The sequence below is a fragment of the Kitasatospora sp. NPDC050543 genome, assembly GCF_044457565.1.
Lineage (GTDB): Bacteria > Actinomycetota > Actinomycetes > Streptomycetales > Streptomycetaceae > Kitasatospora.
Window position 1 is genome coordinate 79736 of sequence record NZ_JBITGZ010000007.1, and the last position, 23076, is coordinate 102811.

General features: G+C 71.5%; 15 protein-coding genes. 7 read left to right on the forward strand and 8 right to left on the reverse strand.

Annotation, left to right across the window (positions count from 1 at the left end; translation table 11 throughout):
* Position 1: 1 nt before the first annotated feature.
* Together pepN and ACIBH3_RS11185 are read right to left on the reverse strand one after the other, a co-directional pair.
* Positions 2 to 2593 (reverse strand): aminopeptidase N, encoded by a 2592-nt coding sequence (gene pepN, locus ACIBH3_RS11180; protein ID WP_396311660.1) that lies wholly within the window; start codon positions 2591 to 2593, stop codon positions 2 to 4.
* 136 nt (positions 2594 to 2729) lie between these two features.
* Positions 2730 to 4550, reverse strand: coding sequence for a PQQ-binding-like beta-propeller repeat protein (locus ACIBH3_RS11185; protein WP_396311661.1), 1821 nt, complete (start codon positions 4548 to 4550; stop codon positions 2730 to 2732).
* Positions 4551 to 4891: 341 nt separating this feature from the next.
* Between ACIBH3_RS11185 and ACIBH3_RS11190 the strand changes: the two genes are divergently transcribed.
* The 6 genes from ACIBH3_RS11190 (at position 4892) to ACIBH3_RS11215 (ending at position 13413) form a co-directional block, all read left to right on the forward strand.
* Positions 4892 to 6094, forward strand: coding sequence for an ROK family protein (locus ACIBH3_RS11190; RefSeq protein ID WP_396311662.1), 1203 nt, complete (start codon positions 4892 to 4894; stop codon positions 6092 to 6094).
* Positions 6095 to 6259: 165 nt separating this feature from the next.
* A complete protein-coding gene (locus tag ACIBH3_RS11195; RefSeq protein ID WP_396311663.1) occupies positions 6260 to 7354 on the forward strand; it encodes a sugar ABC transporter substrate-binding protein in 1095 nt (364 codons plus the stop codon).
* A gap of 156 nt (positions 7355 to 7510) precedes the next feature.
* Positions 7511 to 8299, forward strand: coding sequence for an ATP-binding cassette domain-containing protein (locus ACIBH3_RS11200; protein WP_396311664.1), 789 nt, complete (start codon positions 7511 to 7513; stop codon positions 8297 to 8299).
* A complete protein-coding gene (locus ACIBH3_RS11205) occupies positions 8296 to 9615 on the forward strand; it encodes a sugar ABC transporter permease (protein ID WP_396311665.1) in 1320 nt (439 codons plus the stop codon). Before ACIBH3_RS11200 ends, ACIBH3_RS11205 begins: the two co-directional genes overlap by 4 nt.
* Before the next feature lie 244 nt (positions 9616 to 9859).
* Positions 9860 to 11767: a 1-deoxy-D-xylulose-5-phosphate synthase gene (dxs, locus tag ACIBH3_RS11210; RefSeq protein ID WP_396311666.1), complete on the forward strand. Its 1908-nt coding sequence runs from the start codon at positions 9860 to 9862 to the stop codon at positions 11765 to 11767.
* A gap of 131 nt (positions 11768 to 11898) precedes the next feature.
* Complete coding sequence (locus ACIBH3_RS11215) at positions 11899 to 13413, forward strand: ArnT family glycosyltransferase (protein WP_396311667.1); 1515 nt, start codon at positions 11899 to 11901, stop codon at positions 13411 to 13413.
* 277 nt (positions 13414 to 13690) lie between these two features.
* Here ACIBH3_RS11215 and ACIBH3_RS11220 read toward each other — a convergent pair whose 3' ends face one another.
* From ACIBH3_RS11220 to ACIBH3_RS11240, 5 genes are all read right to left on the reverse strand, one after another.
* Positions 13691 to 15817 carry a 3-hydroxyacyl-CoA dehydrogenase NAD-binding domain-containing protein gene (locus ACIBH3_RS11220; protein WP_396311668.1) on the reverse strand — a complete coding sequence of 709 codons (2127 nt, stop codon included), beginning with the start codon at positions 15815 to 15817 and terminating at the stop codon, positions 13691 to 13693.
* 2 nt (positions 15818 to 15819) lie between these two features.
* Positions 15820 to 17037, reverse strand: coding sequence for a thiolase family protein (locus ACIBH3_RS11225; protein WP_396311669.1), 1218 nt, complete (start codon positions 17035 to 17037; stop codon positions 15820 to 15822).
* 242 nt (positions 17038 to 17279) lie between these two features.
* Positions 17280 to 18530, reverse strand: a complete 1251-nt coding sequence (locus ACIBH3_RS11230; RefSeq protein ID WP_396311670.1) for an HRDC domain-containing protein — start codon at positions 18528 to 18530, stop codon at positions 17280 to 17282.
* A gap of 428 nt (positions 18531 to 18958) precedes the next feature.
* Positions 18959 to 19675, reverse strand: coding sequence for a LuxR C-terminal-related transcriptional regulator (locus tag ACIBH3_RS11235; protein WP_396311671.1), 717 nt, complete (start codon positions 19673 to 19675; stop codon positions 18959 to 18961).
* A 310-nt stretch (positions 19676 to 19985) separates the two neighbouring features.
* The gene (locus tag ACIBH3_RS11240; RefSeq protein WP_396311672.1) at positions 19986 to 20648 is read right to left on the reverse strand and encodes a DUF3000 domain-containing protein; all 663 of its coding nucleotides are present in this window, start codon (positions 20646 to 20648) and stop codon (positions 19986 to 19988) included.
* 146 nt (positions 20649 to 20794) lie between these two features.
* Here ACIBH3_RS11240 and hemE point away from each other — a divergent pair, with 146 nt between their 5' ends.
* Complete coding sequence (hemE, locus tag ACIBH3_RS11245) at positions 20795 to 21883, forward strand: uroporphyrinogen decarboxylase (protein ID WP_396311673.1); 1089 nt, start codon at positions 20795 to 20797, stop codon at positions 21881 to 21883.
* Positions 21884 to 21937: 54 nt separating this feature from the next.
* Here the strand turns inward: hemE and ACIBH3_RS11250 are convergent, their stop codons facing one another.
* A complete protein-coding gene (locus tag ACIBH3_RS11250) occupies positions 21938 to 23044 on the reverse strand; it encodes a DUF4349 domain-containing protein (RefSeq protein WP_396311674.1) in 1107 nt (368 codons plus the stop codon).
* Between the last annotated feature and the right edge of the window lie 32 nt (positions 23045 to 23076).

A 23076-nucleotide genomic window follows, 5' to 3' on the forward strand; every position in this document is an offset into this window, starting at 1 on the left:
GTCAGTGCCCCAGCGCCCGCGCGCCGGCCGCGCGGTCGGCGGTCTGCGCCTTCAGCGCCCGCTCGACGCCCGCGCGGGCCTCGACGACCTGCCGGCGCAGCGCCGGGGCCGGCTCGGCCGAGGCCAGCCAGGCGTCGGTGGCGTCCAGGGTGGCCTGCTCGACCTGGAGCGCCGGGTAGAGCCCGCCGATGATCTGCTGCGAGATCTCGTGGCTGCGGGTCTCGTAGATGCCCTTGACGGCCGCGAAGTACTTCGCGGTGAAGGGGGCGAGCAGCTCCCGCTGGTCGGACTGGACGAAGCCGGAGATCACCGCCTCCTGGACGTAGTTGGTGAGCTTGTCGGACTCCACCACCGACGCCCAGGCCTCGGCCTTGGCCTCGGCCGTCGGGCGGGCGGCGCGGCAGCTGGCGGCGTGCTCCTCGCCGGCGGCGGTCTTGTCGCGATCCAGCTCCGCGGCGATGGCCTGGTCGTCCGCGCGGCCGGTGGCGGCCAGGCGGGCGAGCAGCGTCCAGCGCAGCTCGGTGTCCACGGCCAGGCCCTTGAGCTCGACCGAGCCGTCCAGCAGGCCGGCGAGCAGGCCGAGCTGAGTGTCCGTCCGGGCGACGGAGGCCAGCGTGCGGGCCCAGGCGAGCTGGTGGTCGCTGCCGGGCTCGGCGGCGCGCAGCCGCTCCTCGGCTGCGGCGGCCCAGCGGCCGAGGCCCTCCTCACGCCAGGCGGGGTCGGTGTAGAGGTCGAGTGCGGCCTTGACCTGGCGCTGTACCGACTGGACGACGCCGATGTCGGACTCCCGGGTCAGGCCGGAGAGCGCCAGCGCCAGGTAGTCGCGGGTGGCCAGCTCGCCGTCGCGGGTCATGTCCCAGGCGGAGGCCCAGCACAGGGCGCGCGGCAGCGCGTCGGTGAAGGCGCCCAGGTGCTCGGTGACGGCGGCCAGTGAGGCCTCGTCCAGGCGGACCTTGGCGTAGGAGAGGTCGTCGTCGTTGAGCAGCAGCACGGTCGGCCGCTTGCGGCCCTCCAGCGCGGGGACGCGGGTGCGCTCGCCGTCGACGTCCAGCTCGATCCGCTCGGTGCGCACCAGCTTGCCGTCCTGGAGCTCGTACGCGCCGATGGCGATCCGGTGCGGGCGCAGCACGGCCTCGCCCTTGGCGCCGGCGGGCAGCGCGGGGGCCTCCTGGAGCACCGTCAGCGACTCGATGGTGCCGTCCGCGGCGACGGTGAGCTCGGGGCGCAGGATGTTGATGCCGGCCGTCTCCAGCCAGGCCTTGGACCAGGTCTTGAGGTCGCGGCCGCTGGCCTCCTCCAGGGCTCCGAGCAGGTCGCCCAGGCGGGTGTTGCCCCAGGCGTGGCGCTTGAAGTACGCCTGGACGCCCTGGAAGAAGGCGTCCTGGCCGACGTACGCCACCAGCTGCTTGAGCACCGAGGCGCCCTTGGCGTAGGTGATGCCGTCGAAGTTGACCTGGACGTCCTCCAGGTCGTTGATCTCCGCCATGATCGGGTGGGTGGAGGGCAGCTGGTCCTGCCGGTACGCCCAGGTCTTCATCTGGTTGGCGAAGGTGGTCCAGGAGTTGGGCCACTTGGAGCCGGGCGCCTCGGCCTGGCAGACGGCCTCGGCGAAGGTCGCGAAGGACTCGTTCAGCCAGAGGTCGTTCCACCACTCCATGGTGACCAGGTCGCCGAACCACATGTGGGCCAGCTCGTGCAGGATGGTCGCGGCGCGCGCCTCGTACGCGGCGTCCGTCACCTTGGAGCGGAACACGTACTGGTCGCGCAGGGTGACGGCGCCCGCGTTCTCCATCGCGCCGGCGTTGAACTCCGGGACGAAGAGCTGGTCGTACTTCGGGAAGGGGTAGGCGTAGTCGAACTTCTCCTGGAAGTAGTCGAACCCCTGCTTGGTGACCTCGAAGACGGCGTCGGCGTCCAGGAACTCACGCAGCGACGGGCGGCAGTAGACGCCCAGCGGCACCTTCTGCGAGCCGTTCTCGTAGCTGTCGAACACGCCGACGTACGGGCCGGCGATCAGCGCGGTGATGTAGCTGGAGATCCGGCCGGTGGGCTCGAACTTCCAGACCCGGGTGTCCCCCTCGCCCTCGGGCGTGGGGGTGGGGGAGTTGGAGACCACGACCCAGCCGTTCGGGGCGGTCACGGTGAAGGTGAACGAGGCCTTGAGGTCGGGCTGTTCGAAGGAGGCGAACACCCGGCGGGCGTCGGGGACCTCGAACTGGGTGTAGAGGTAGGTCTCGCCGTCGACCGGGTCGACGAAGCGGTGCAGGCCCTCACCGGTGTTGGTGTAGGCGCAGTCGGCGACCACGCGCAGCTCGTTGACGTCCAAGAGCTCGGGCAGGGTGATCCGGCTGTCGGCGAAGTTGGCGACCGGCAGGGTCTCACCGTTCAGCACGATCTCGCTGACGCCCGGGGCGACCAGGTCGATGAAGGTGGCGGCGCCGGGGGTGCTGGCGGTGAACCGGACCACGGTGGTGGACCGGAAGGTGCCTCCCTCGCGGGCCGAGCTCAGGTCAAGCTCGATGTCGTACGCGTCCACGTGGAGGAGCTGGGCCCGGGTGCGGGCCTCCTCACGGGTCAAGTTGGTGCCGGGCACTCGCAGGACTCCTTCTTCAGGCATGGATGCTTGGCATCCTCCCATGGTCGGAGCGGCCTGCGGGGTAATAAACGCGGGTGGGGGCGGGCTGTTACGACCCGCCCCCACCCTGCTGCGTCAGGTCACTTCTGTCGGATCACTTCTTGACGAGCTTGGTGAGCGGGCTGTCCATCGGGTTCTCGGGGACGGCGAGCATCCAGTCCGAGCCGTCGGCGATGATCTCGGTGTCGGAGAACGACAGCATGCTGGCCTTGGGCAGGCTGATCGGCGCGATCTGGGTGACGGCGCCGTCGGTCGGGCTGAGCCTCACCAGGGTGGGGGCCTTGCCGTAGCCGTTCATGGCGATCGCCCGGACCTTGTCGTCGTCGACGCCGGAGACCAGGCGCAGGCCCTGGTCGGCGCTGCCGTTGGTCTCCCAGAGCTTCTTGCCCTGGGCCAGGTCGAAGGCCGCGATGGACTGCTTGCTGTCCTGGCGGGTCTCGACGTACAGGGTGGTGCCGACCACCGTGTTGCGGGTGAAGGGCTCGGTCGCGTCGGAGAAGCGCAGGCTGTCCGCGCCCGGCTGCTTGACCGGAAGCTTGGGCAGCGCCTTGCCGCTGGTGGAGTCGAAGGACAGCACGTAGCCGTCCGAGCCGGAGCCGCCCGACATGTCCAGGACCAGCGGGTCGGCGGAGATCACCCCGTCGACGCCGTCCAGGTTGGTCTCCAGCGTGTACCCGCCCTGGCTCTTGCCGGTGTCCGCGGCCATCACCTGGAGCTGCTGCTTGGGCGTGCTGTCGTTGTAGCAGCGGTCGCTGACCACCACGACGTGCCCGGCGGCCTTCCCGTACAGGGTGCAGCTCTTGTCCCGGGGCTTGTACTCCCAGGCCACCGAGCCGTCGCTGATGTTGAGGGCGCCGATCTGGGTGGAGGAGCCGACCGAGACCACCTTGTCGGTGACGGACAGCGTGGGGTCGAAGGACTTGTGCTCGCCCGGCTTGCCGGCCTTCCAGAGCAGCTTGCCGGTGGCGGAGTCCAGGGCGGCGACGGTGGCGCAGTCGCCGTCGCCGACATTGAGCGAGATCGCGCCGATGTTGTTCTTGTTCGGCGCGACGGACATCGTGCAGAACTCCTTGGCCCCGGTGGGCGGCAGCAGGCTCCAGGCCTCCTGGCCGTCACTGAGGTTGTACGCCCTGATGCCGGCCTTGTCACCGCGGACCACGTACTTGTCGGTGGCCCAGACGCCGATCAGCCGGGTCGAGTCGTTGCCGGCGGCCTTGGGGGCGTTCCAGGTGACCGCCATGGAGCCGGCGGGGGCGTTGGCGACGGTGTTGCCGCTGCCGCCGGTGCTGCCACCCGGCTTGTTGGGGTCGCCCTTGAACAGCACGACCAGGCCGATCACGATGGCGATCGCCAGCACGCCGCCGATGATCCCACCGAAGAGCAGGACCGGGTTGCGCTGCTTGGGCGGGGTGACCGCCGGGCCCGGGTAGTCGAAGCCGGGCTGCTGCGGGTAGCCGTAGCCGGGCGCCTGCGCCGGGTAGCCGCCGCCGTAGGTGCCGCCGGCCGGCGGCGGGGCCTGGGTCGGGTACGCCTGGGCGGAGGGGTCGAACGGGCCGACCGGGGCCCCCTGGGCGGGCGGCACGGGCGGCTGGGCCGGCGGGGCGCTCTGGGCGGGGAAGGCCGCCGCGGTCGGCTGGTAGGCGTACTCGCCGCCCGGTGCCGGCGTCGATGCGGGCGGCGCCGCGGGCGCGGGCGGCGCGGCCTGGGCCGGCACCACGGGTGCGCCGTCCAGCTGCGTCATCTGAGCCGGCACGACGGGCGCGCCGTCGAGCTGTGTCATCTGGTCCGCCACCGCCGCCGGATCGACCCCGCCGGGCTTTCGCCCGAGCGAGACGCCCCGGTACTCCTGACCGCCGCCGGAAGCGTCGTCCGCCCCCGCGGTCGGGTTGTCCCCTGCCATCTGATGCCCCGTCATGTCTGTATTTGTCCCGCCCGCGGCCGGAGGTGTCCGAGGCCGGTGGGACGGGTGAGATAGAGGACATCGTAAGGGGGCGAGGTTCGGCGGCGGTGGCAGGTGGGCGTAAGGGGAGCGTCGGGCCTGCATCTGGCGGAGGTTTGGCAACGATCCCCGTTCGGCCTTGACGCGGCGTTCGGGGGTTGGCTGAGCTTAGAGTTCAGAAGTTGAAGGTGAACATATGGTTGAGGTACCAACACCGTGAGGTGGCCCCCGACCCTGTGTGTCGCCACGGACTCCGCCGCAATGGCGCGGCAAGGGGCGAGGACGGTCGGGTCCACGCGCCCTTGGGAGGGTTAATCATGTCGACGGACACACCGGGATCGCAGTCCTCACTGCACCGGGCGAATCTCGAACGGGTGCTGCGGGCGGTCAGAATGGCCGGCTCGCTGACGCAGGCGGAGATCGCCCGCAGTACCGGACTCTCGGCGGCCACGGTGTCCAACATCGTCCGGGAGCTCAAGGAGAGCGGCACCGTCGTGGTCGCCGACACCTCCTCGGGCGGGCGCCGGGCGCGCAGCGTCTCGCTCAGCGGCGACGCCGGGATCGTGGTCGGGATCGACTTCGGCCACACCCACCTCAGGGTCGCGGTCGGCAACCTGGCGCACCGGGTGCTCGCCGAGGAGAGCGAGCCGATCGACGTGGACGTCTCCGCGGCCCAGGGCTTCGACCGGGCCGAGGCGCTGGTCGACCAGCTGCTGCGGCAGGCAGGGTTCCGTCCGGACAAGGTGATCGGCGTGGGCCTCGGCGTGCCGGGGCCGATCGACGTGGAGACGGGCGCGCTCGGTTCCACCGCGATCCTGCCCGGCTGGACGGGCATCGCGCCCGGCCGTGAGCTGGCCGCCCGGCTCGGCATGCCGGTGTACGTGGACAACGACGCCAATCTGGGCGCGCTGGGCGAGCTGGTGTGGGGCGCGGGCCGCGGGCTGAGCGACCTGGCGTACATCAAGGTGGCCAGCGGCGTGGGCTCCGGGCTGGTGATAAACGGCCAGATCTACCGGGGGCCCGGCGGCACCGCGGGGGAGATCGGGCACATCACCCTGGACGAGGCCGGGCCGGTCTGCCGCTGCGGCAACCGGGGCTGCCTGGAGACCTTCGTCGGCTCGCGCTACCTGCTCAATCTCTTGAACGCCAACCTCGGCGGCGACCTGACCCTCTCCAAGGTGGTCCAGCTCGCCCAGCAGGGTGATCTGGGCTGCCGTCGGGTGATCGCCGACGCCGGTCGGCAGATCGGCACGGGGGTGGCCACTCTCTGCAACCTGCTCAACCCCCGCCGGGTGATCCTCGGTGGCGACCTCGCCGAGGCCGGTGAGCTGGTACTTTCCCCGATCCGGGACTCCGTGGCGCGCTATGCGATCCCCAGCGCGGCCCGCCAGCTGTCGGTCGTTCCGGGCACGCTGGGTGGTCGTGCGGAGGTGCTGGGGGCACTGGCGTTGGTGATGAGCGAGATGGGCGAATCGGGCGCACTGGGGCGTATGGGGCAGGGTTCGACCACCCGGGCCTGAGTGTTCCCATCCGTCACTGGTGTCCGTTTAGCCTTCACAAAGATAACGAAAGGGTTTGGATCCTTTCGACCTTGGATTTACTTCTTGACGACAAGTGACCGGTACGGGTTGACTCCCTCCCACCTCGCCGCAGCGTTGCGGCAATGTCAGGGAGGCACCCCCACCATGAACGCAATGATGCGTCGCGCCGTCATCGGCACTGCCGCGGTCTCGATGGCTCTCTCCATGGCCGCCTGTGGCAAGGCCGGTGGCGACAAGAAGGACAGTGCGAGCTCCGGGGACACCAAGTCCATCGGCCTGCTGCTCCCCGAGAACGCCTCGTCCACGCGTTACGAGTCCTTCGACAAGCCGTTCATCGAGGCCAAGGTCAAGGCGCTGTGCGGTGACTGCACCGTCAAGTACAGCAACGCCGAGGGCAGCGCCTCGAAGCAGAAGCAGCAGTTCGACACCCTGATCACCGAGGGTGTGAAGGTGATCATCCTCGACGCCTTCGACGCCACCTCGACGCAGTCCTGGGTCAAGGAGGCCGCCGCCAAGGGCGTCAAGGTCGTGGCGTACGACCGCCTGGCCACCGGCCCGGTCTCCGCCTACGTCTCCTTCGACAACGAGAAGGTCGGCGAGCTCCAGGGCCAGGCGCTGGTCGAGGCGCTGGGCGCCAAGGCCGCCGACGCCAACGTCGTCATGATCAACGGTGACGAGGCCGACCCCAACGCCGCGTTCTTCAAGTCGGGTGCCAAGAAGGCCCTCGATGGCAAGATCAAGAAGGTCGTCTACGAGGCCTCCGGCGAGTGGAAGCCCACCGTCGCGGGCCAGAAGATCGGCACCGCGATCACCAGCCTGGGCAAGGACGGCTTCCAGGCCGTCTACTCCGCCAACGACGGCATGGCCGCCGCCATCATCACCCAGCTGAAGGCCGCCGGCATCAGCGTCCCGGTCGGCGGTCAGGACGCCGGCATCGACGCCGTCCAGCGGATCGTCGCGGGCGACCAGGCCTACACCATCTACAAGGCGTACAAGCCGCTCGCCGACAGCGCCGCCGAACTGGCCGTCAACCTGCTCCAGGGCAAGGACGTCAAGGCCGTCGCCGCGTCCACCATCGACAGCGCCACCGACAAGGGCATCCCGGCCAAGCTGCTGGAGCCGAAGATCGTCACCAAGGCCAACGTCAAGGACACGGTCATCGCCGACGGCCTGTACAAGCCCGCGGACATCTGCACCGCCGACTTCGCCGCCGCCTGCACGGCTGCCGGCCTCCAGTAACACCACGCGCGGCGGCCCCCGCCCCACCCGGGGGCCGCCGCTCTCGCGCGCGCACCCCACCGCGCACCCCCTTTCTCGCACTACCCCTTCGCGCCCGGGTCGGCGCGCGTCGGCCGTACGGGCCCCCGCACAGCGAGGCCTGACGGGAAGAAGGAGATGGTTCAGTTGACAGGCGCACCCGTACTGGCGTTGCGCGGGGTCTCCAAGCGCTTCGGCGCCGTCCAGGCACTCACCGACGTGCACCTGGAGGTCCACGCCGGGGAGGTCGTCGCACTGGTCGGCGACAACGGCGCCGGCAAGTCCACCCTGGTGAAGACGATCGCCGGCGTCCACCCGATCGACGAGGGGTCGATCGAGTGGGAGGGCCGCGAGGTCCGCATCAACCGCCCGCAGGACGCCCAGGGCCTGGGCGTCGCGACGGTCTACCAGGACCTCGCGCTCTGCGACAACCTCGACGTGGTCGGCAACCTCTTCCTCGGCCGCGAGCTGCGCCGCTTCGGCACGCTCGACGAGGTCGCGATGGAGAAGCGCGCCAAGGAGCTGCTCGACACGCTGTCGATCCGCATCCCCAGCGTCCGCATCCCGATCGCCGCGCTCTCCGGCGGCCAGCGCCAGGTCGTGGCGATCGCCCGCGCCCTGGTCGGCGACCCGAAGATCGTCATCCTGGACGAGCCCACCGCGGCCCTCGGCGTCGAGCAGACCGCCCAGGTGCTCGACCTGGTCGAGCGGCTGCGCGAGCGCGGCCTCGGCGTCATCCTGATCAGCCACAACATGGCCGACGTCAAGGCGGTGGCCGACACCGTCGCGGTGCTGCGCCTGGGCCGCAACAACGGCGTGTTCGACGTCGCCACCACCACCCACGAAGAGATCATCTCCGCCATCACCGGAGCCACGGAGAACGCCGTGACCCGGCGTCAGGCACGCATCGCGGAGGTTGCGAAGTGAGCACCGACCAGAAGACCGACACCACCGGGCCCGCCCCCGAGGAGGCCGCGCCCGCCGCCGAGGCCACCGAGGCACCGGCCGCCGCCGCCACCGCCGTGGTCGACCCGCGCCTGCTGGTGCGCGAGGAGGGCTTCGCCGGCTACATCGCCGACTTCCGCCGCAAGATGAAGAGCGGCGACCTCGGCTCGGTGCCGGTCGTCCTCGGCCTGATCCTGATCGCGGCCATCTTCCAGGGCCTGACCGGCAAGTTCCTCAACGCCGACAACCTGACCCACATCACGCAGTGGATCGCGGGCCCCGGCCTGATCGCGGTCGGCATCGTGTTCGTGCTGCTGCTCGGCGAGATCGACCTCTCGCTCGGCTCGGTGGCCGGTGTCTCCGCCGCCATCGCCGGCGTGCTCTCGGCCCGCCAGGGCCTCAACGAGTGGCTCGCCATCCTGATCGCGCTGGCGACCGGTATGGCGATGGGCGCGCTGCACGGCTTCTTCTTCGCCAAGATCGGCGTCCCCGCGTTCGTCGTCACCCTGGCCGGCCTCCTCGCCTGGAGCGGCCTCCAGCAGTACGTGCTCGGCGACAAGGGCACCGCCAACGTGGTCAACGAGGGCGTCGTCGCCGACCTCGACCACTACTTCGTCGGTGACGGCGACGTCGCCTTCACCTGGGCGTTCGCCGTCCTGGGGGTAGGCCTCTTCCTGGCCGGCCAGCTGCTGGACAGCAAGCGCCGCAGCGCCGCCGCCCTGCCGGCCCGCCCGATGGCCGAGATCGCGCTGCGCACCGGCGCCCTGGCGATCGTCGCGCTCACCGCGGCCTACATGCTCAACCAGAGCCAGGGCCTGCCGCTGCCGCTGGTGATCTTCCTCGCCGTGGTCGCGATCACCGACTTCGTGCTCCGCCGCACCACCTACGGCCGGCAGATCTTCGCGGTCGGCGGTGGCATCGAGGCCGCCCGGCGCGCCGGTATCAACGTCGCCTGGGTCCGCATCTCGGTCTTCATGATCTCCGCGGGCATGGCCGCGCTCGGCGGGCTGTTCATCATGTCCCAGCAGGGTTCGGCCGATAAGGCGCTCGGCGGCGGCAACGTGCTGATGAACTCCATCGCGGCCGCGGTGATCGGCGGCACCAGCCTGTTCGGCGGCCGGGGCAAGACCTGGTCGGCCCTGCTCGGCATCCTGGTGATCCAGTCGATCATCACCGGTCTCGACCTGGTCCACGTCGACCAGGCCATCCAGTACATGATCACCGGCGCGGTGCTGCTCGCCGCCGTCGTGCTCGACTCCGTCTCCCGCAGGACCCAGAAGTCCTCCGGACGCGGCTGACGCGACCCGCGAGCGATGTGATGCCCGGCACCCGAACCACTCGGGTGCCGGGCCGCGTCCTGCCCGGGGACAGGCCCCGGAAACCGGGGCGCGCCGCCAGGTGTCCACCGGCCGGACATTAGACTCGACCAGCCGGGCCGGACCGACGCCGTCGGATCGCCCCGGCCACCGTGGGCAGCGAAGCCCGCCGGGCCGAGGTTCGGTCCGGGTCCGCGAGGACACAACACTGCACGAGGAGGAACGGGTGGCCCTGCTGACCCGCATTCGGGGACCGCGCGATCTCGACCGGCTCACGCCCGGACAGCTGGCCGTCCTGGCAGAGGAGATCCGCAGCTTCCTGGTAACCGAGGTCTCCAAGACGGGCGGCCACCTCGGTCCCAACCTCGGCGTGGTGGAGCTCACGATCGCGCTGCACCGGGTCTTCGACTCGCCGCGCGACCGCATCCTCTTCGACACCGGCCACCAGAGCTACGTCCACAAGCTGCTCACCGGCCGCCAGGACTTCTCCCGGCTGCGCCTCAAGGGCGGCCTGTCCGGGTACCCCTCGCGCGCCGAGTCCGAGCACGACGTGATCGAGAACTCGCACGCCTCCACCGTGCTCGGCTACGCCGACGGCCTGGCCAAGGCCAACCAGCTCCAGGGCCACCACGACCGCCCGGTGGTCGCGGTGATCGGTGACGGAGCCCTCACCGGCGGTATGGCCTGGGAGGCGCTGAACAACATCGCCGACGCCAAGGACCGTCCGCTGGTCATCGTCGTCAACGACAACGAGCGTTCCTACTCCCCGACGATCGGCGGGATGGCCAACCACCTCGCCACCCTGCGCACCACCCAGGGCTACGAGCGCTTCCTGTCCTGGGGCAAGGACGCGCTCCAGCGCACCCCGGTGGTCGGCCAGCAGCTCTTCGAGACCCTGCACGGCGCCAAGAAGGGCCTCAAGGACTTCATCGCCCCGCAGGGCATGTTCGAGGACCTCGGCCTCAAGTACATCGGTCCGATCGACGGCCACGACCTCATCGCCCTGGAGTCCGCGCTCACCAAGGCGCGCGGCTTCGGCGGCCCGGTGATCGTGCACTGCCTCACCGAGAAGGGCCGCGGCTACCGCGCCGCCGAGCAGAACGAGGAGGACCGCTTCCACGCGGTCGGGGTGATCCACCCGGAGACCGGCCTGCCGATCAAGTCGGCCGGCAAGGACTGGACCTCCGTCTTCGGCGAGGAGATGGTGGCGCTCGGCCGCGAGCGCGAGGACATCGTCGGCATCACCGCCGCGATGCTCCACCCCGTGGGTCTGGCGCCGTTCGCCAAGGCCTTCCCGGAGCGGATCTTCGACGTGGGCATCGCCGAGCAGCACGCGGCCGTCTCCGCCGCGGGCCTGGCCACCGGCGGGCTGCACCCGGTCGTCGCGGTCTACGCGACCTTCCTCAACCGGGCCTTCGACCAGGTCCTGATGGACGTCGCGCTGCACAAGCTGGGCGTCACCTTCGTCCTGGACCGCGCGGGCGTCACCGGCACCGACGGCGCCTCGCACAACGGCATGTGGGACATGTCGATCCTCCAGGTCGTCCCCGGGCTGCGGCTGGCCGCCCCGCGCGACGCCGACCAGCTGCGCGCCCAGCTGCGCGAGGCCGTCCAGGTCAAGGACGCGCCGACGGTGGTCCGCTACTCCAAGGGCACCGTCGGCCCCGCCGTCCCGGCGCTGGGCACCATCGGCGGCATGGACGTGCTGCGCGAGGCCCAGGAGCCCTCGGGCGAGCGCCGCGCGGACGTCCTGATCGTCTCGGTCGGCGCGATGGCCACCACCTGCCTGGAGGCGGCCGACCTGCTCGCCGCGCAGGGCATCACCAGCACCGTGGTCGACCCGCGCTGGGTCAAGCCCGTGGACCCGGCCCTGCCGGGCCTGGCGGCGGAGCACCGGGTGGTCGTCACGGTCGAGGACAACGGCCGGGCCGGCGGCGTCGGCTCGGCGATCGCCCAGGCCCTGCGCGACGCGGACGTGGACGTGCCGCTGCGGGACTTCGGCATCCGCCAGGAATTCCTGGACCACGCCTCGCGCGCCGAGATCCTCGCCGAGATCGGCCTGACCGCGGCCGACATCGCCCGTAAGGTCACCGCGCTGGTCTCCCGGCTGGACCTCGCGACCGTCCAGGCCTGAGTGCCCGGGCCCGGGCCGTCCCGGCCGTTCGCAGCAGTTCTGTAACAGCTCGTCACAGGCAAGCCCGATAATCGCACCTAAAGGCGGGACCGGCGCGTCCGGTGCCGGTCCCGCCCGGTAGGTTGTCACTCGTGCCCACCCCCACCGATCACAGACTCGCCGCGCTCACCGAGCGTCTGCCCGCGCGCATCCGCACGGGCTACTGGACGAGAGTGGTCCCGGTGCTGGCGTTGCTGGCCGTCCTCACCCACATCCCGTCCTTCACCCGGCAGGTGTGGAGCCCCGACGAGGGCTTCCTCGCCACCCAGGCCCGGATGCTCTCCGACGGCGGCGTCCTCTACGACACCGTGGTCGACCGCAAGCCCCCCCTGCTGCCCTGGCTGTACGAGGCCTGCTTCACGCTCTTCGGCTCCACCTCGCTGTGGCCGCTGCGCACCCTGGCGATCGTCGCCCACCTCACCACCGCGATCCTGCTCGCCTCGATCGCGCGCGGCCGCTGGGGCAACCGCGCCGGCGCCGCAACCGGCGCGCTGTACCTGCTGGTCTCCATCGGGCTCTCCCCGGAGGACACCCAGGCGGCGACCTTCGAGGTCTTCATGCTCCCGGCCATGGTGGCGGCCTTCCGGTACGCCGAGCGCCGCCGCTGGCTGGCCGCGGGCATCGCGGTGGCACTCTGCTCGCTGACCAAGCAGACCGGCGGCGCGGTGCTGCTGCCGGTGCTCTGGATGCTGCTCCAGGACGCCCGCCGGCGCGGGGTGCGCTGGCTGCCCCCGCTCTTCAAGATCGGCTTCGGGTTCGTCCTGCCGATAGCGCTGGTCGCGGTGATCCTCACCAAGCCCAAGGGCTTCCTGTTCTGGGTGGTCACCGGCAGCGGCGACTACGCCTCGCTGGGCGGCGCCTGGCTGCAGATGACCGGCCGGGCGCTGGGCAACTCGGCGATCCTGCTCGGCGCAGGGCTCGGCTTCCTGGTACCGCTGGGCCACCGGCTCTGGCTCAGGTACCGCGGGCGCCCACTGCCCGCCGCCGGCGTCGAGCGCGGCTCCAGCACCGACCTCTGGATCTGGCTGCTCTCCTCGGTGGTCGCGGTCAGCGTCGGCTTCCACTTCTTCGGCCACTACTACCTCCAGCTGATGCCCCCGCTGGTGCTGCTGGGCGTCGGCGCGGTCTGCACCTCGGCGATCCGCTGGAAGCCCGTCCTGGTCTACAGCACGGCGGCCGCCACCGTCTTCTGGGTGCTGGCGATGGCCTGGCCGGGCGAGCGGCTGGACCGCACCACCGAGGTCGCCACCGCCGTCGCCGCGCAGACCACGCCCAAGGACACCGTGCTGGTCTGGGGCATGCACCCCGAGCTGTACTGGCTCGCCGACCGCAAGCCCGCCACCCGCTACCTCACGGCCGGCTTCCTGACCAACTACAGCGGCGGCAAGGACGGCAGCCCGAACGTCGGCGAGCAGTACAGCGTCACCGACGCCTGGCAGACCTTCGACAAGGAGCTGGACAAGGGCCTGCCCGAGGTCGTCGTGGACGACTCGGGACGCGCGCCGTACCAGCCCGACCTGGTCCCCAGGATCGAGGCCCTGCTGGACACCCACTACGAGATGGTCGGCGTCTTCACCGACACCGTGGTGTACCGCCTCAAGCACTGATCACTTTTGGGGCGCCCGCTCGCCTCCGGGCGCTCTGGTCCGGTGCCGACGGTCGGCGCTCCGGCGCTCGCTTCGCTCGCTTGTCGCTTCTCCCTTTCGGCACCGGCGCGCCCCTTCGGCTCGGGGCGCGGCCGGCGAGGGGTGAACGTCAGAGCGCCGGGGCAGGGGTCGGGGTCGGGTCGTCGTGCGGGTGTCGGGCGCCCGCTCGCCCGGACAACGCGACAGCGCCGGTGACCGCCCTCGGGGGGTGGTCACCGGCGCTGCGGTGTGCTCAGGCTCAGGCCGGGATGGAGGCCACGCCGGGGGCGAGGAACTTCTTGCCGTTCACCCGCTCCGAGACGCCCTCACGGTCCAGGTACGGGGTGATCCCGCCCAGGTGGAAGGGCCAGCCGGCACCGGTGATCATGCAGAGGTCGATGTCCTGCGCCTCGGCGACGACACCCTCCTCCAGCATCAGGCCGATCTCCTGCGCGACGGCGTCCAGCGCGCGGGCGCGGACCTGCTCCTCGGTGAGGACGGTGTCGCCGAGGGTCAGCAGCTCCAGCACCTCGGGGTCGAGGATCTGCTTGCCGTCCACCCAGGTGTAGAAGCCGCGCTTGCCGGCCTTGACCACCCGGCCGAGGTTCTCGGAGACGCTGAAGCGCTCCGGGAAGGCCCCGTGCAGGGTCTCCGAGACGTGCTGCGCGATGGCCGGGCCGACCAGCTCCAGGAGCACGATCGGGGACATCGGCAGGCCGAGCGGTTCGACGCCCGCCTCGACGGTCGCGATCGGGGTGCCCTCGTCGATGATGCTCTGGATCTCACCCATGAAGCGGGTCAGGATCCGGTTCACCACGAACGCCGGGGCGTCCTTGACCAGGACGGACGTCTTCTTCAGCTTCTTCGAGACACCGAAGGCGGTCGCCAGCGAGGCGTCGTCGGTCTGCTCGCCGCGGACGATCTCCAGCAGCGGGAGGATCGCGACCGGGTTGAAGAAGTGGAAGCCGACGACCCGCTCCGGGTGCTTCAGCTTCGAGGCCATCTCGGTGACCGAGAGGGAGGAGGTGTTGGTCGCCAGCACGCAGGTCGGCGAGACCACGTTCTCCAGGTCCGCGAAGACGTTCTGCTTGACGCCCATCTCCTCGAACACGGCCTCGATCACGAAGTCGGCGTCGCCGAAGGCCGCGGCCTTGTCGAGCGAGCCGGTGACCAGGCCCTTGAGGCGGTTGGCCTTGTCCTGGCCGATGCGGCCCTTGTCGAGCAGCTTGTCGATCTCGGCGTGGACGTAGCCGACACCCTTGTCCACGCGCGCCTGGTCGATGTCGGTGAGGACCACCGGCACCTCCATCCGGCGGGCGAACAGCAGCGCCAGCTGCGAGGCCATCAGGCCCGCGCCGACGACGCCGACCTTGGTGACCGGGCGGGCCAGCGACTTGTCCGGCGCACCGAACGGACGCTTGGCACGGCGCTGCACCAGGTTGAAGGCGTACAGGCCCGCGCGCAGCTCGCCGCTCATGATGAGGTCGGCCAGCGCGGCGTCCTCGGCGGCGAAGCCCGCCTGGAGGTCGTTGTCCTTGACCTGGGCGATGATGTCCAGCGCCTTGTAGGCGGCCGGGGCGGCGCCGTGCACCTTGCTGTCGGCGACCAGGCGGCCCCAGGCGACGGCGTCGTCCCAGGCCTTGCCACGGTCGATCGCCTCGCGCTCGACGACGGTCTCGCCCTTGAGGACCTTGGAGGCCCACAGCAGCGACTGCTCCAGGAAGTCGGCCGGCTCGAAGATCGCGTCCGCGATGCCGAGCTCGAAGACGTCCTTGCCGCGCAGCTGCTTGTTCTGGCTCATCGAGTTCTCGATGATGACCTTGATCGCCTTGGACGGGCCGATCAGGTTCGGCAGGATGGTGCAGCCGCCCCAGCCCGGGACCAGGCCCAGGAAGACCTCCGGCAGCGAGAACGCCGGGACGCCCGTGCTGACCGTGCGGTAGGTGGCGTGCAGGCCGACCTCGACACCGCCGCCCATCGCCGCGCCGTTGTAGAAGGCGAAGCTGGGGACGGGCAGCGCGGCGATCCGCTTGAAGACGTCGTGGCCGCCCTTGCCGATGGCCAGCGCGTCGCTGTGCTCCTTGAGCACCTCGACACCCTTGAGGTCGGCGCCGACCGCGAAGATGAAGGGCTTGCCGGTGATGGCGACCGCGACGATCTTGCCCTCGGCGGCCTCGGCCTCGACCTGGTCCAGCGCCTCGGACAGCTTGGCCAGCGAACCCGGGCCGAAGGTGGTCGGCTTGGTGTGGTCGAAGCCGTTGTCCAGGGTGATCAGCGCCAGCTTGCCGGCCTGCAGGGGCAGGTCCAGGTGCCGTACGTGCGCGGTGGTGACGACCTCGCCGGGGAACAGCTCGGCGGCGCGCTTCAGCAGCTCAGTGGTGCTCATGGTCACTTACCACCCTCGAAGTGCGGGTTCTCCCAGATGACGGTCGCGCCCATGCCGAAGCCGATGCACATAGTGGTCAGGCCGTACCGGACGTCGGGGCGCTGCTCGAAGCGGCGGGCCAGCTGGTTCATCAGGCGCACGCCCGAGGAGGCCAGCGGGTGGCCGAAGGCGATCGCGCCACCGAACGGGTTGACCCGCTCGTCGTCGTCCGCGATGCCGTAGTGGTCGAGGAAGGCCAGCACCTGGACGGCGAAGGCCTCGTTGACCTCGAAGGCCTGGATGTCGTCGATCGTCAGGCCGGCCTTGGCCAGCGCCTTCTCGGTCGCCGGCACCGGGCCGATGCCCATCACCTCGGGCTCGACGCCCGCGAAGGCGTACGAGACCAGGCGCATCTTGACCGGGAGGCCGAGCTCCTCGGCCACGTCCTCGGCGGCGAGCAGCGAGGCGGTGGCGCCGTCGTTGAGACCGGCCGAGTTGCCCGCGGTGATGTTGCCGTGCGGGCGGAACGGGGTCTTCAGGTTCGCCAGGGACTCCATGGTGGTGCCCGGGCGCATCGGCTCGTCCGTGGTCGCCAGGCCCCAGCCGGTCTCGCCGGCGTCGGGGTTGGTGTTGCGGATCGAGACCGGCACCAGGTCCGGCTGGATGTCGCCGTTGGCGTAGGCCTTGGCGGCCTTCTCCTGCGAGCGCACCGCGTACGCGTCGCAGCGCTCCTTGGTGATGTGCGGGAACCGGTCGTGCAGGTTCTCCGCCGTCATGCCCATGAACAGGGCCGACTCGTCGACGAGCTTCTCGGAGACGAAGCGCCGGTTCGGGTCGACGCCCTCACCCATCGGGTGGCGGCCCATGTGCTCGACGCCACCGGCCACGACCACGTCGTACGCACCGAAGGCGATGCCGCCCGCGGTCGCGGTGACGGCGGTCAGCGCGCCGGCACACATGCGGTCGATCGAGTAGCCGGGGACGGACTTCGGCAGGCCGGACAGCAGCGCGGCGGTACGGCCGATCGTCAGACCCTGGTCGCCGATCTGCGTGGTGGCCGCGATGGCGACCTCGTCGATGCGCTCGACGGGCAGGTTCGGGTTACGACGCACGAGCTCCCGGATGCACTTGACGACCAGGTCGTCGGCTCGCGTCTCGTGGTAGATGCCCTTCGGGCCGGCCTTGCCGAACGGGGTGCGGACGCCATCGACAAAGACGACGTCCCTCGCGGTACGAGGCACGGGGGCTCTCCTCCCAGGGACCAACAGGACGTTATGCGCAGACCGCCGCCCACGGGTGGAGCAGCGCTGCCTCACGGCCATGCTACCCGCCGGTAACTAACTTGCCCAGGCCCGGTGGGTGGATCAACGGATGTGTCCCCCGACACGTGCCCACCAGGCCCGCCGGACGGCCCGCGACGACGAAGGCCACGGTCAGGGCGGGTGCCCGGGCCGTGGCCCTCGTTCGCACTCGCCCTGGGGCGTCAGTCCTGCGGTGTCGCCGTGGCGGCCTTGGCGAAGGCGGCCGCGACCACCGGTGCCACCAGGTCGACCTGCCACTGCCGGGCGCCGAGGCGGCGCAGCGCGGCCGCCACGTTCGGCGCCGAGGCGTCGGCCGGCGGCTCCCAGGACACCCGGCGGACCAGGTCCGGGGTGATCAGGTTCTCGGCCGGCACGTTGTGCTCCTCGGCCAGCTCACTTACCGCGGCCCGCGCCCCGGACAGCCGGGCGGCCGCCACCGGATCCTTCTCGGCCCAGGCGCGCGGCGGTGGCGGGCCCTCGTGCGGCGCGGCGGACGGCGGCAGCTGCGCCTCCGGGATCTCCCGGGCGCGCTGCACGGCGGCCAGCCACTGCTCCAACTGCCGGCGGTGGATCCGCGGGCCGAAGCCCTGGAGGGCCTGCAACGCGGCCAGGCTGGTCGGCACGGCCAGCGCCGCGTTCACGATCGCGATGTCGGACAGCACCCGGCCCGGCGAGACGTCACGGTCCTGCGCGATCCGGTCCCGGGCCAGCCACAGCTCCCGGACGACGGCCAGCTGGCGGCGCCGGCGGACCTTGTGGAGCTGGGAGGTCCGGCGCCAGGGGTCGACCCGCGGGGCGGGCTTGGGCGCGGCGGCGATCGCGGCGAACTCCTCCAGCGCCCAGCCCAGCTTGCCCTGGGCGTCCAGCTCCTGTTCGAGTGCGTTCCGCAGCTCGACCAGCACCTCGACGTCCAGAGCGGCGTAGCGAAGCCACGGCTCGGGCAGCGGGCGGGTGGACCAGTCCACCGCCGAGTGCTCCTTCGCCAGGGTCAGCCCGAGCACGTTCTCGGTCATCGGGCCCAGACCCACCCGGGCGAACCCGGCGATCCGGCCGGCCAGCTCGGTGTCGAACAGCCGCTCGGGACGCATCCCGACCTCGGCCAGGCACGGCAGATCCTGGGTGGCCGCGTGCACCACCCATTCCGTGTCGGCCAGGGCCGCGCCCAGCGCACCGAGGTCGGGGCAGGCGATCGGGTCGATCAGCGCGGTTCCCGCGCCCTCCCGCCGCAACTGGATCAGGTACGCACGCTGCCCGTAGCGGTAGCCGGAGGCTCGCTCGGCGTCGACGGCGACCGGCCCGCTGCCCGCCGCGAACGCGGCGATGGTGGCGGCGAGCGCCCGCTCGTCCGCCACGACCGGGGGGATTCCCTCCCGCGGTTCGAGGAGCGGGACCGGGGCTGTCTCTTCTGGGATGGCTGCTACGGCTTCGGTCACCCCCCAAGGGTACGACGGCACCCCAACCCGGGAGTGTTGTCGGACTGGTCAGACCGGGTCAGCGGATGTGCCACCGGTAACCGGACCCACCCCCACCACCCCCGAACCTCGGCCGACCGGGCCCGAGCCAAGGCGCCGCGCGAGCCCCCCGCCCCCGCCGGCCCCGCCCCGAGCCGAAGGGGCGCGCCGGTGCCGAAAGGGAGGAGCGAGGAAGCGACCGAGGTACGAGGGAGCGCGGGAGTGACGACCGTCGGCACCGGACAGGAGCGCCCCGGAGGTGAGCGGGCGCCCCAAAGAGAGGAGCGCCCCGGAGGTGAGCGGGCGCCCCAAAGAGAGGAGCGCCCCGGAGGCGAGCGGGCGCCCCAAACAAGATGAGGCGGCCCGGAGGAAACGTTCCTCCGGGCCGCCTCAGCGGTATCGAGGGCTGTTCAGTGAATGATTCCGGTGCGCAGTGCGACCGCGACCATGCCCGCGCGGTCTCCGGTGCCCAGCTTGCGGGCGATCCGGGCGAGGTGGCTCTTCACGGTGAGTGCGGACAGGCCCATGGCCACGCCGATCGCCTTGTTGGACTGGCCCTCGGCGACCAGCCGGAGCACCTCGACCTCGCGGCCGGAGAGCTCCCGGTAGGCGGACTGCTGGACTCCCGGGGCCCCGGGCGCACCTGGGGCCCCGGGAGCCCCAGCGGTGCCGGGCATACCGGGCATGCCGGGGCGGCGCATCCGGCCGGCCAGGCCACCGGCGCCGAGCGGGAGGCCTGGCCGGCCAGGCATGGCGACATTGGTGCGGGTCCCGGTGACCACGTAGCCCTTGACGCCGCCGGCCAGCGCGCTGCGGACCGCGCCGATGTCGTCGGCGGCGGAGAGCGCCAGGCCGTTGGGCCAGCCCGCGGCGCGGGTCTCGGCCAGGATGGTCAGCCCGGAGCCGTCCGGGAGGTGTACGTCGGCGACGCAGATGTCGCGTGGGGTGGAGACCCGTGGGCGGGCCTCCGCGATCGAGGAGACCTCGATGACGTCGCGGACGCCGAGCGCCCACAGGTGGCGGGTGACGGTGTTTCGGACTCGGGGGTCAGCGATGACCACCATGGCGGTGGGCTTCGTCGGGCGGTAGGCGACCACGTTTGCGGGGTGCTCAAGAAGGACCGACACCAGGCCTCCTGCGGGGAGTGGCGGACGGAACCCCGATGGGGGCGGTCGGAGTGTTCCGCGTTTGGAAAGGGTCACAGTCTGCTTCGGCAGTAACCGTGCCCGGCTTTAGCGAATGATCACGATCTAGTGAGTAACAATACGGACAAATCGAGCAGATGACTGACGAGACATGCTCGGGGAATCGCACAGAATCGATCAGATGCGACACTGATCGATCAGTTCTGGTCGGTGAATTGACGGAGAGCGGAGGTGAAGTCACACTCCGTCAGCCCTGGGGGTGGTGCCGCCCCGGCCGGGCCACCGCCACCCTTCAGTGCGAGCGCGGACGACGGCGCGCGGGCATCGGGACCACTCCACCGAGTGACGGCGCGTCCTGCAACGGCTGCTGGGCGGGCGCGGCCGGGGGCAGCCCGGCACTGATGCACAGCAGGTCGCCCCAGGCCGCAAGGTGCCGCTCGAAGCGGCCGTCGGCCGGGGTCCAGGAGGCCCGGATCTCGATCTCGGTGGACGGCGCCCGTTCGGCCAGGCCGCCGAAGAAGTGCGAGGCGCTGATGCTGACCGTGCCGCTGGGCTGGCCGTACCCGGCGCCGTGCGCCTGGAGGGAGTCCAGCAGCCAGGCCCAGCCGACCTCCGAGACCATCGGATCGCCAGCCATCTCCGGCTCCAGCTCGGCGGTGGTGAGGGTGACCACACGGAAGTCGCCGTTCCACGGCTCCTGCCCGGCCGGGTCGTGCAGCAGCACCAGCCGGCCGTCCGCCAGCTCCTCGCCTTCGACCTCCACCGAGGCGCTCAGGGCGAAGGCGTACGGCGCCAGCCTGCGCGGCGCCGGGGTGGGGGAGAGCAGCACCTCGGGGCGGAGTCTCGCGCCGCTCAGTGCCTCGACCGCGGCGCGGAACTCACTCGGCGCCGACTCCTTGCTCGTTCCGCCACCCGTTCCGCCACCTTGTGCGGGGTGCCCGCCGACCGCTGCCATGCCTCGAAGACTAGGTCGAGCGGCGGCGCAATTCCTGCAACTTCTGCTTGAGCGGCGTGCCGAAGGCCCGGTCCGGGCCAGATCTTGGAGGAATCCACCAGCGGGCGAGGGAAGGGCGGCCCGGGGCGCATGCGAAGATTTGAACCGTGAGTGAGACAACGGCAGACAGCACCGGTCAGCAGCCCCCCGCGCGCCGCGGCGCCGCGTACGACTCCGCGTTCCTGCGCGCCTGCCGGCACGAGCCGGTGCCGCACACCCCCGTGTGGTTCATGCGCCAGGCCGGGCGCTCGCTGCCCGAGTACCTCAAGGTCCGCGAGGGCATTCCCATGCTGGAGTCCTGCATGCGGCCCGAGCTGGTCAAGGAGATCACCCTCCAGCCGGTGCGCCGGCACAAGGTGGACGCGGCGATCTTCTTCAGTGACATCGTCGTCCCGCTCAAGGCGATCGGCATCGACGTCGACATCAAGCCGGGCATCGGCCCGGTCATCGCCGACCCGATCCGCACCCCCGAGGACCTCCAGCGGCTGCGGGACCTGGAGCCGGACGACGTCCCGTACATCACCGAGGCGGTCGGCCTGCTGGTCGAGGAGCTGGGCAGCACGCCGCTGATCGGCTTCGCCGGCGCGCCGTACACACTGGCCAGCTACCTGGTCGAGGGCGGCCCGTCCAAGAACCACGAGAACACCAAGGCCATGATGTACGGCCAGCCGGAGCTGTGGGCCCGGCTCGTGGACCGGCTCGCCGACATCACGGCGGCCTTCCTCAAGGTGCAGATCGAGGCCGGTGTCTCGGCCGTCCAGCTGTTCGACTCCTGGGTCGGCTCGCTGGCGCCGGACGACTACCGCCGCTCGGTGATGCCGGCCAGCACCAAGGTCTTCGACGCCGTCGCCGGCTACGGCGTGCCGCGCATCCACTTCGGGGTCGGCACCGGTGAGCTGCTCGGGCTGATGGGCCAGGCCGGCGCGGACGTCGTCGGCGTCGACTGGCGGGTGCCGCTGAACGTCGCCGCCGAGCGGGTCGGCCACGGCAAGGCGCTGCAGGGCAACCTGGACCCGGCCGTCCTCTACGCGCCGACCCACGCCGTCGAGAGCAAGGCCCGCGAGGTGCTGCACGCCGCGCAGGCGCTCGGCACCAGCGGCCACATCTTCAACCTCGGCCACGGCGTGATGCCGAGCATGGACCCGGACGCGCTCAGCCGGCTGGTGGAGTTCGTCCACGAGACCAGCGCCCGCTGATCTCGCCGACCACGCCGGGCGGGCGGCCCGAAGGCCGGGCCGCCCGGTGCGCCGTCACTCCTGGGCGTCCGGCTCGGCCTCGCGTCGCTCGTCCCCGCCCGGCTCCTGCGGGCCGAGCTCCTCGGTGAGGTCGGCGTCGGGGCCGGACCCGGGGCCGGGGACGGCGGGCCGCAGTGCCGCCCGCCGCCGGGTCAGGAGCCAGAACAGCCCGCCCGCCGGTGCCAGCACCAGCAGGAACGGCATGATCGCCGCGAGCGCGATCAGCAGCCCCCGGACGATGGCCGTCAGCACGTGCCAGCCGCCGCCGAGCGCCGAGCCGACCGCCGCCCAGAAGCCCTCCTTCTTCTTCCCGGGCTCCGGCGGCGCGGGCGCGGCCTTACTCCGGACGTCCAGCGTGACGGTGGACAGCGAGGTCCGGGCCGTCAGCTCCTGCTGCTGCTTCAGCAGCGACTCCAGATCCGCCTGCCGCCGGCTCAGCTCGCCCTCCAGCGAGACGATGTCAGCCAGCGACTTCGCCTGCGCCATCAGCGCCCGTACCCGCTCGACGCTCGCCTGCTGACTCTGGACCCGGCTGGCCACGTCGACCACCTGCTGGGTCAGGTCGTCGGCCTGGCTGTTGCGCGACAGCACCTCGCCGAGCCCGGCCAGCTGCTCCACCGTCCGCTGGTACGCGGCGGAGGGCACCTTCAGGACGATCTGCCCGCTGTTCGGCCCCCGGCCCTGCTCGGCGCCGGCTCCGCCGGCCCCGCCGGGAGCCCCGCCCGTGCCGTTGGCCGACTCCTTGCTGACGTACCCGCCAGCCGCCTCGGCCAGCGTTCGCGCCTCGGCCAGCGTCTTCGCCACGTCGTCCGAGCGCAGCGTCACCTGGGCGGTGTACGCGATCATCCGGGTGTCCGCGGTCGGCACGGCCGAGGGTGCCGGCGGGGGCGGCGCCCCCGTCCCCGGCAGGGCGGGAACCGCGGCCCCGCCCACCGCGGCCTTGCCGTCGCCCGCGCTCGCCGCCGCTCCGTCGGCCGCCGCGGCCGGCGCGGGCGGTACCTGGGCGACGCCGTCGCTGTTCTTCACCGCGTCTCCCGCGGAGGCGCCGCACCCCCCGACCAGCACCGCCACCGCGACCGCCCCGGCCGCCAGCACCCCTGCTCCACCTCGTCCTCCCGGCATGACCGAGCCCTCCCCACGTCCCTGCTCCGGCG

Coding starts and splice junctions, on each gene's coding strand:
- ACIBH3_RS11185 (WP_396311661.1), bottom strand. CDS start 4,550: ATGACGGGGCATCAGATGGCAGGGGACAACCCGACCGCGGGGGCGGAC.
- ACIBH3_RS11190 (WP_396311662.1), top strand. CDS start 4,892: ATGTCGACGGACACACCGGGATCGCAGTCCTCACTGCACCGGGCGAAT.
- ACIBH3_RS11195 (WP_396311663.1), top strand. CDS start 6,260: ATGAACGCAATGATGCGTCGCGCCGTCATCGGCACTGCCGCGGTCTCG.
- ACIBH3_RS11200 (WP_396311664.1), top strand. CDS start 7,511: ATGGTTCAGTTGACAGGCGCACCCGTACTGGCGTTGCGCGGGGTCTCC.
- ACIBH3_RS11220 (WP_396311668.1), bottom strand. CDS start 15,817: ATGAGCACCACTGAGCTGCTGAAGCGCGCCGCCGAGCTGTTCCCCGGC.
- ACIBH3_RS11240 (WP_396311672.1), bottom strand. CDS start 20,648: ATGGCAGCGGTCGGCGGGCACCCCGCACAAGGTGGCGGAACGGGTGGC.
- ACIBH3_RS11250 (WP_396311674.1), bottom strand. CDS start 23,044: ATGCCGGGAGGACGAGGTGGAGCAGGGGTGCTGGCGGCCGGGGCGGTC.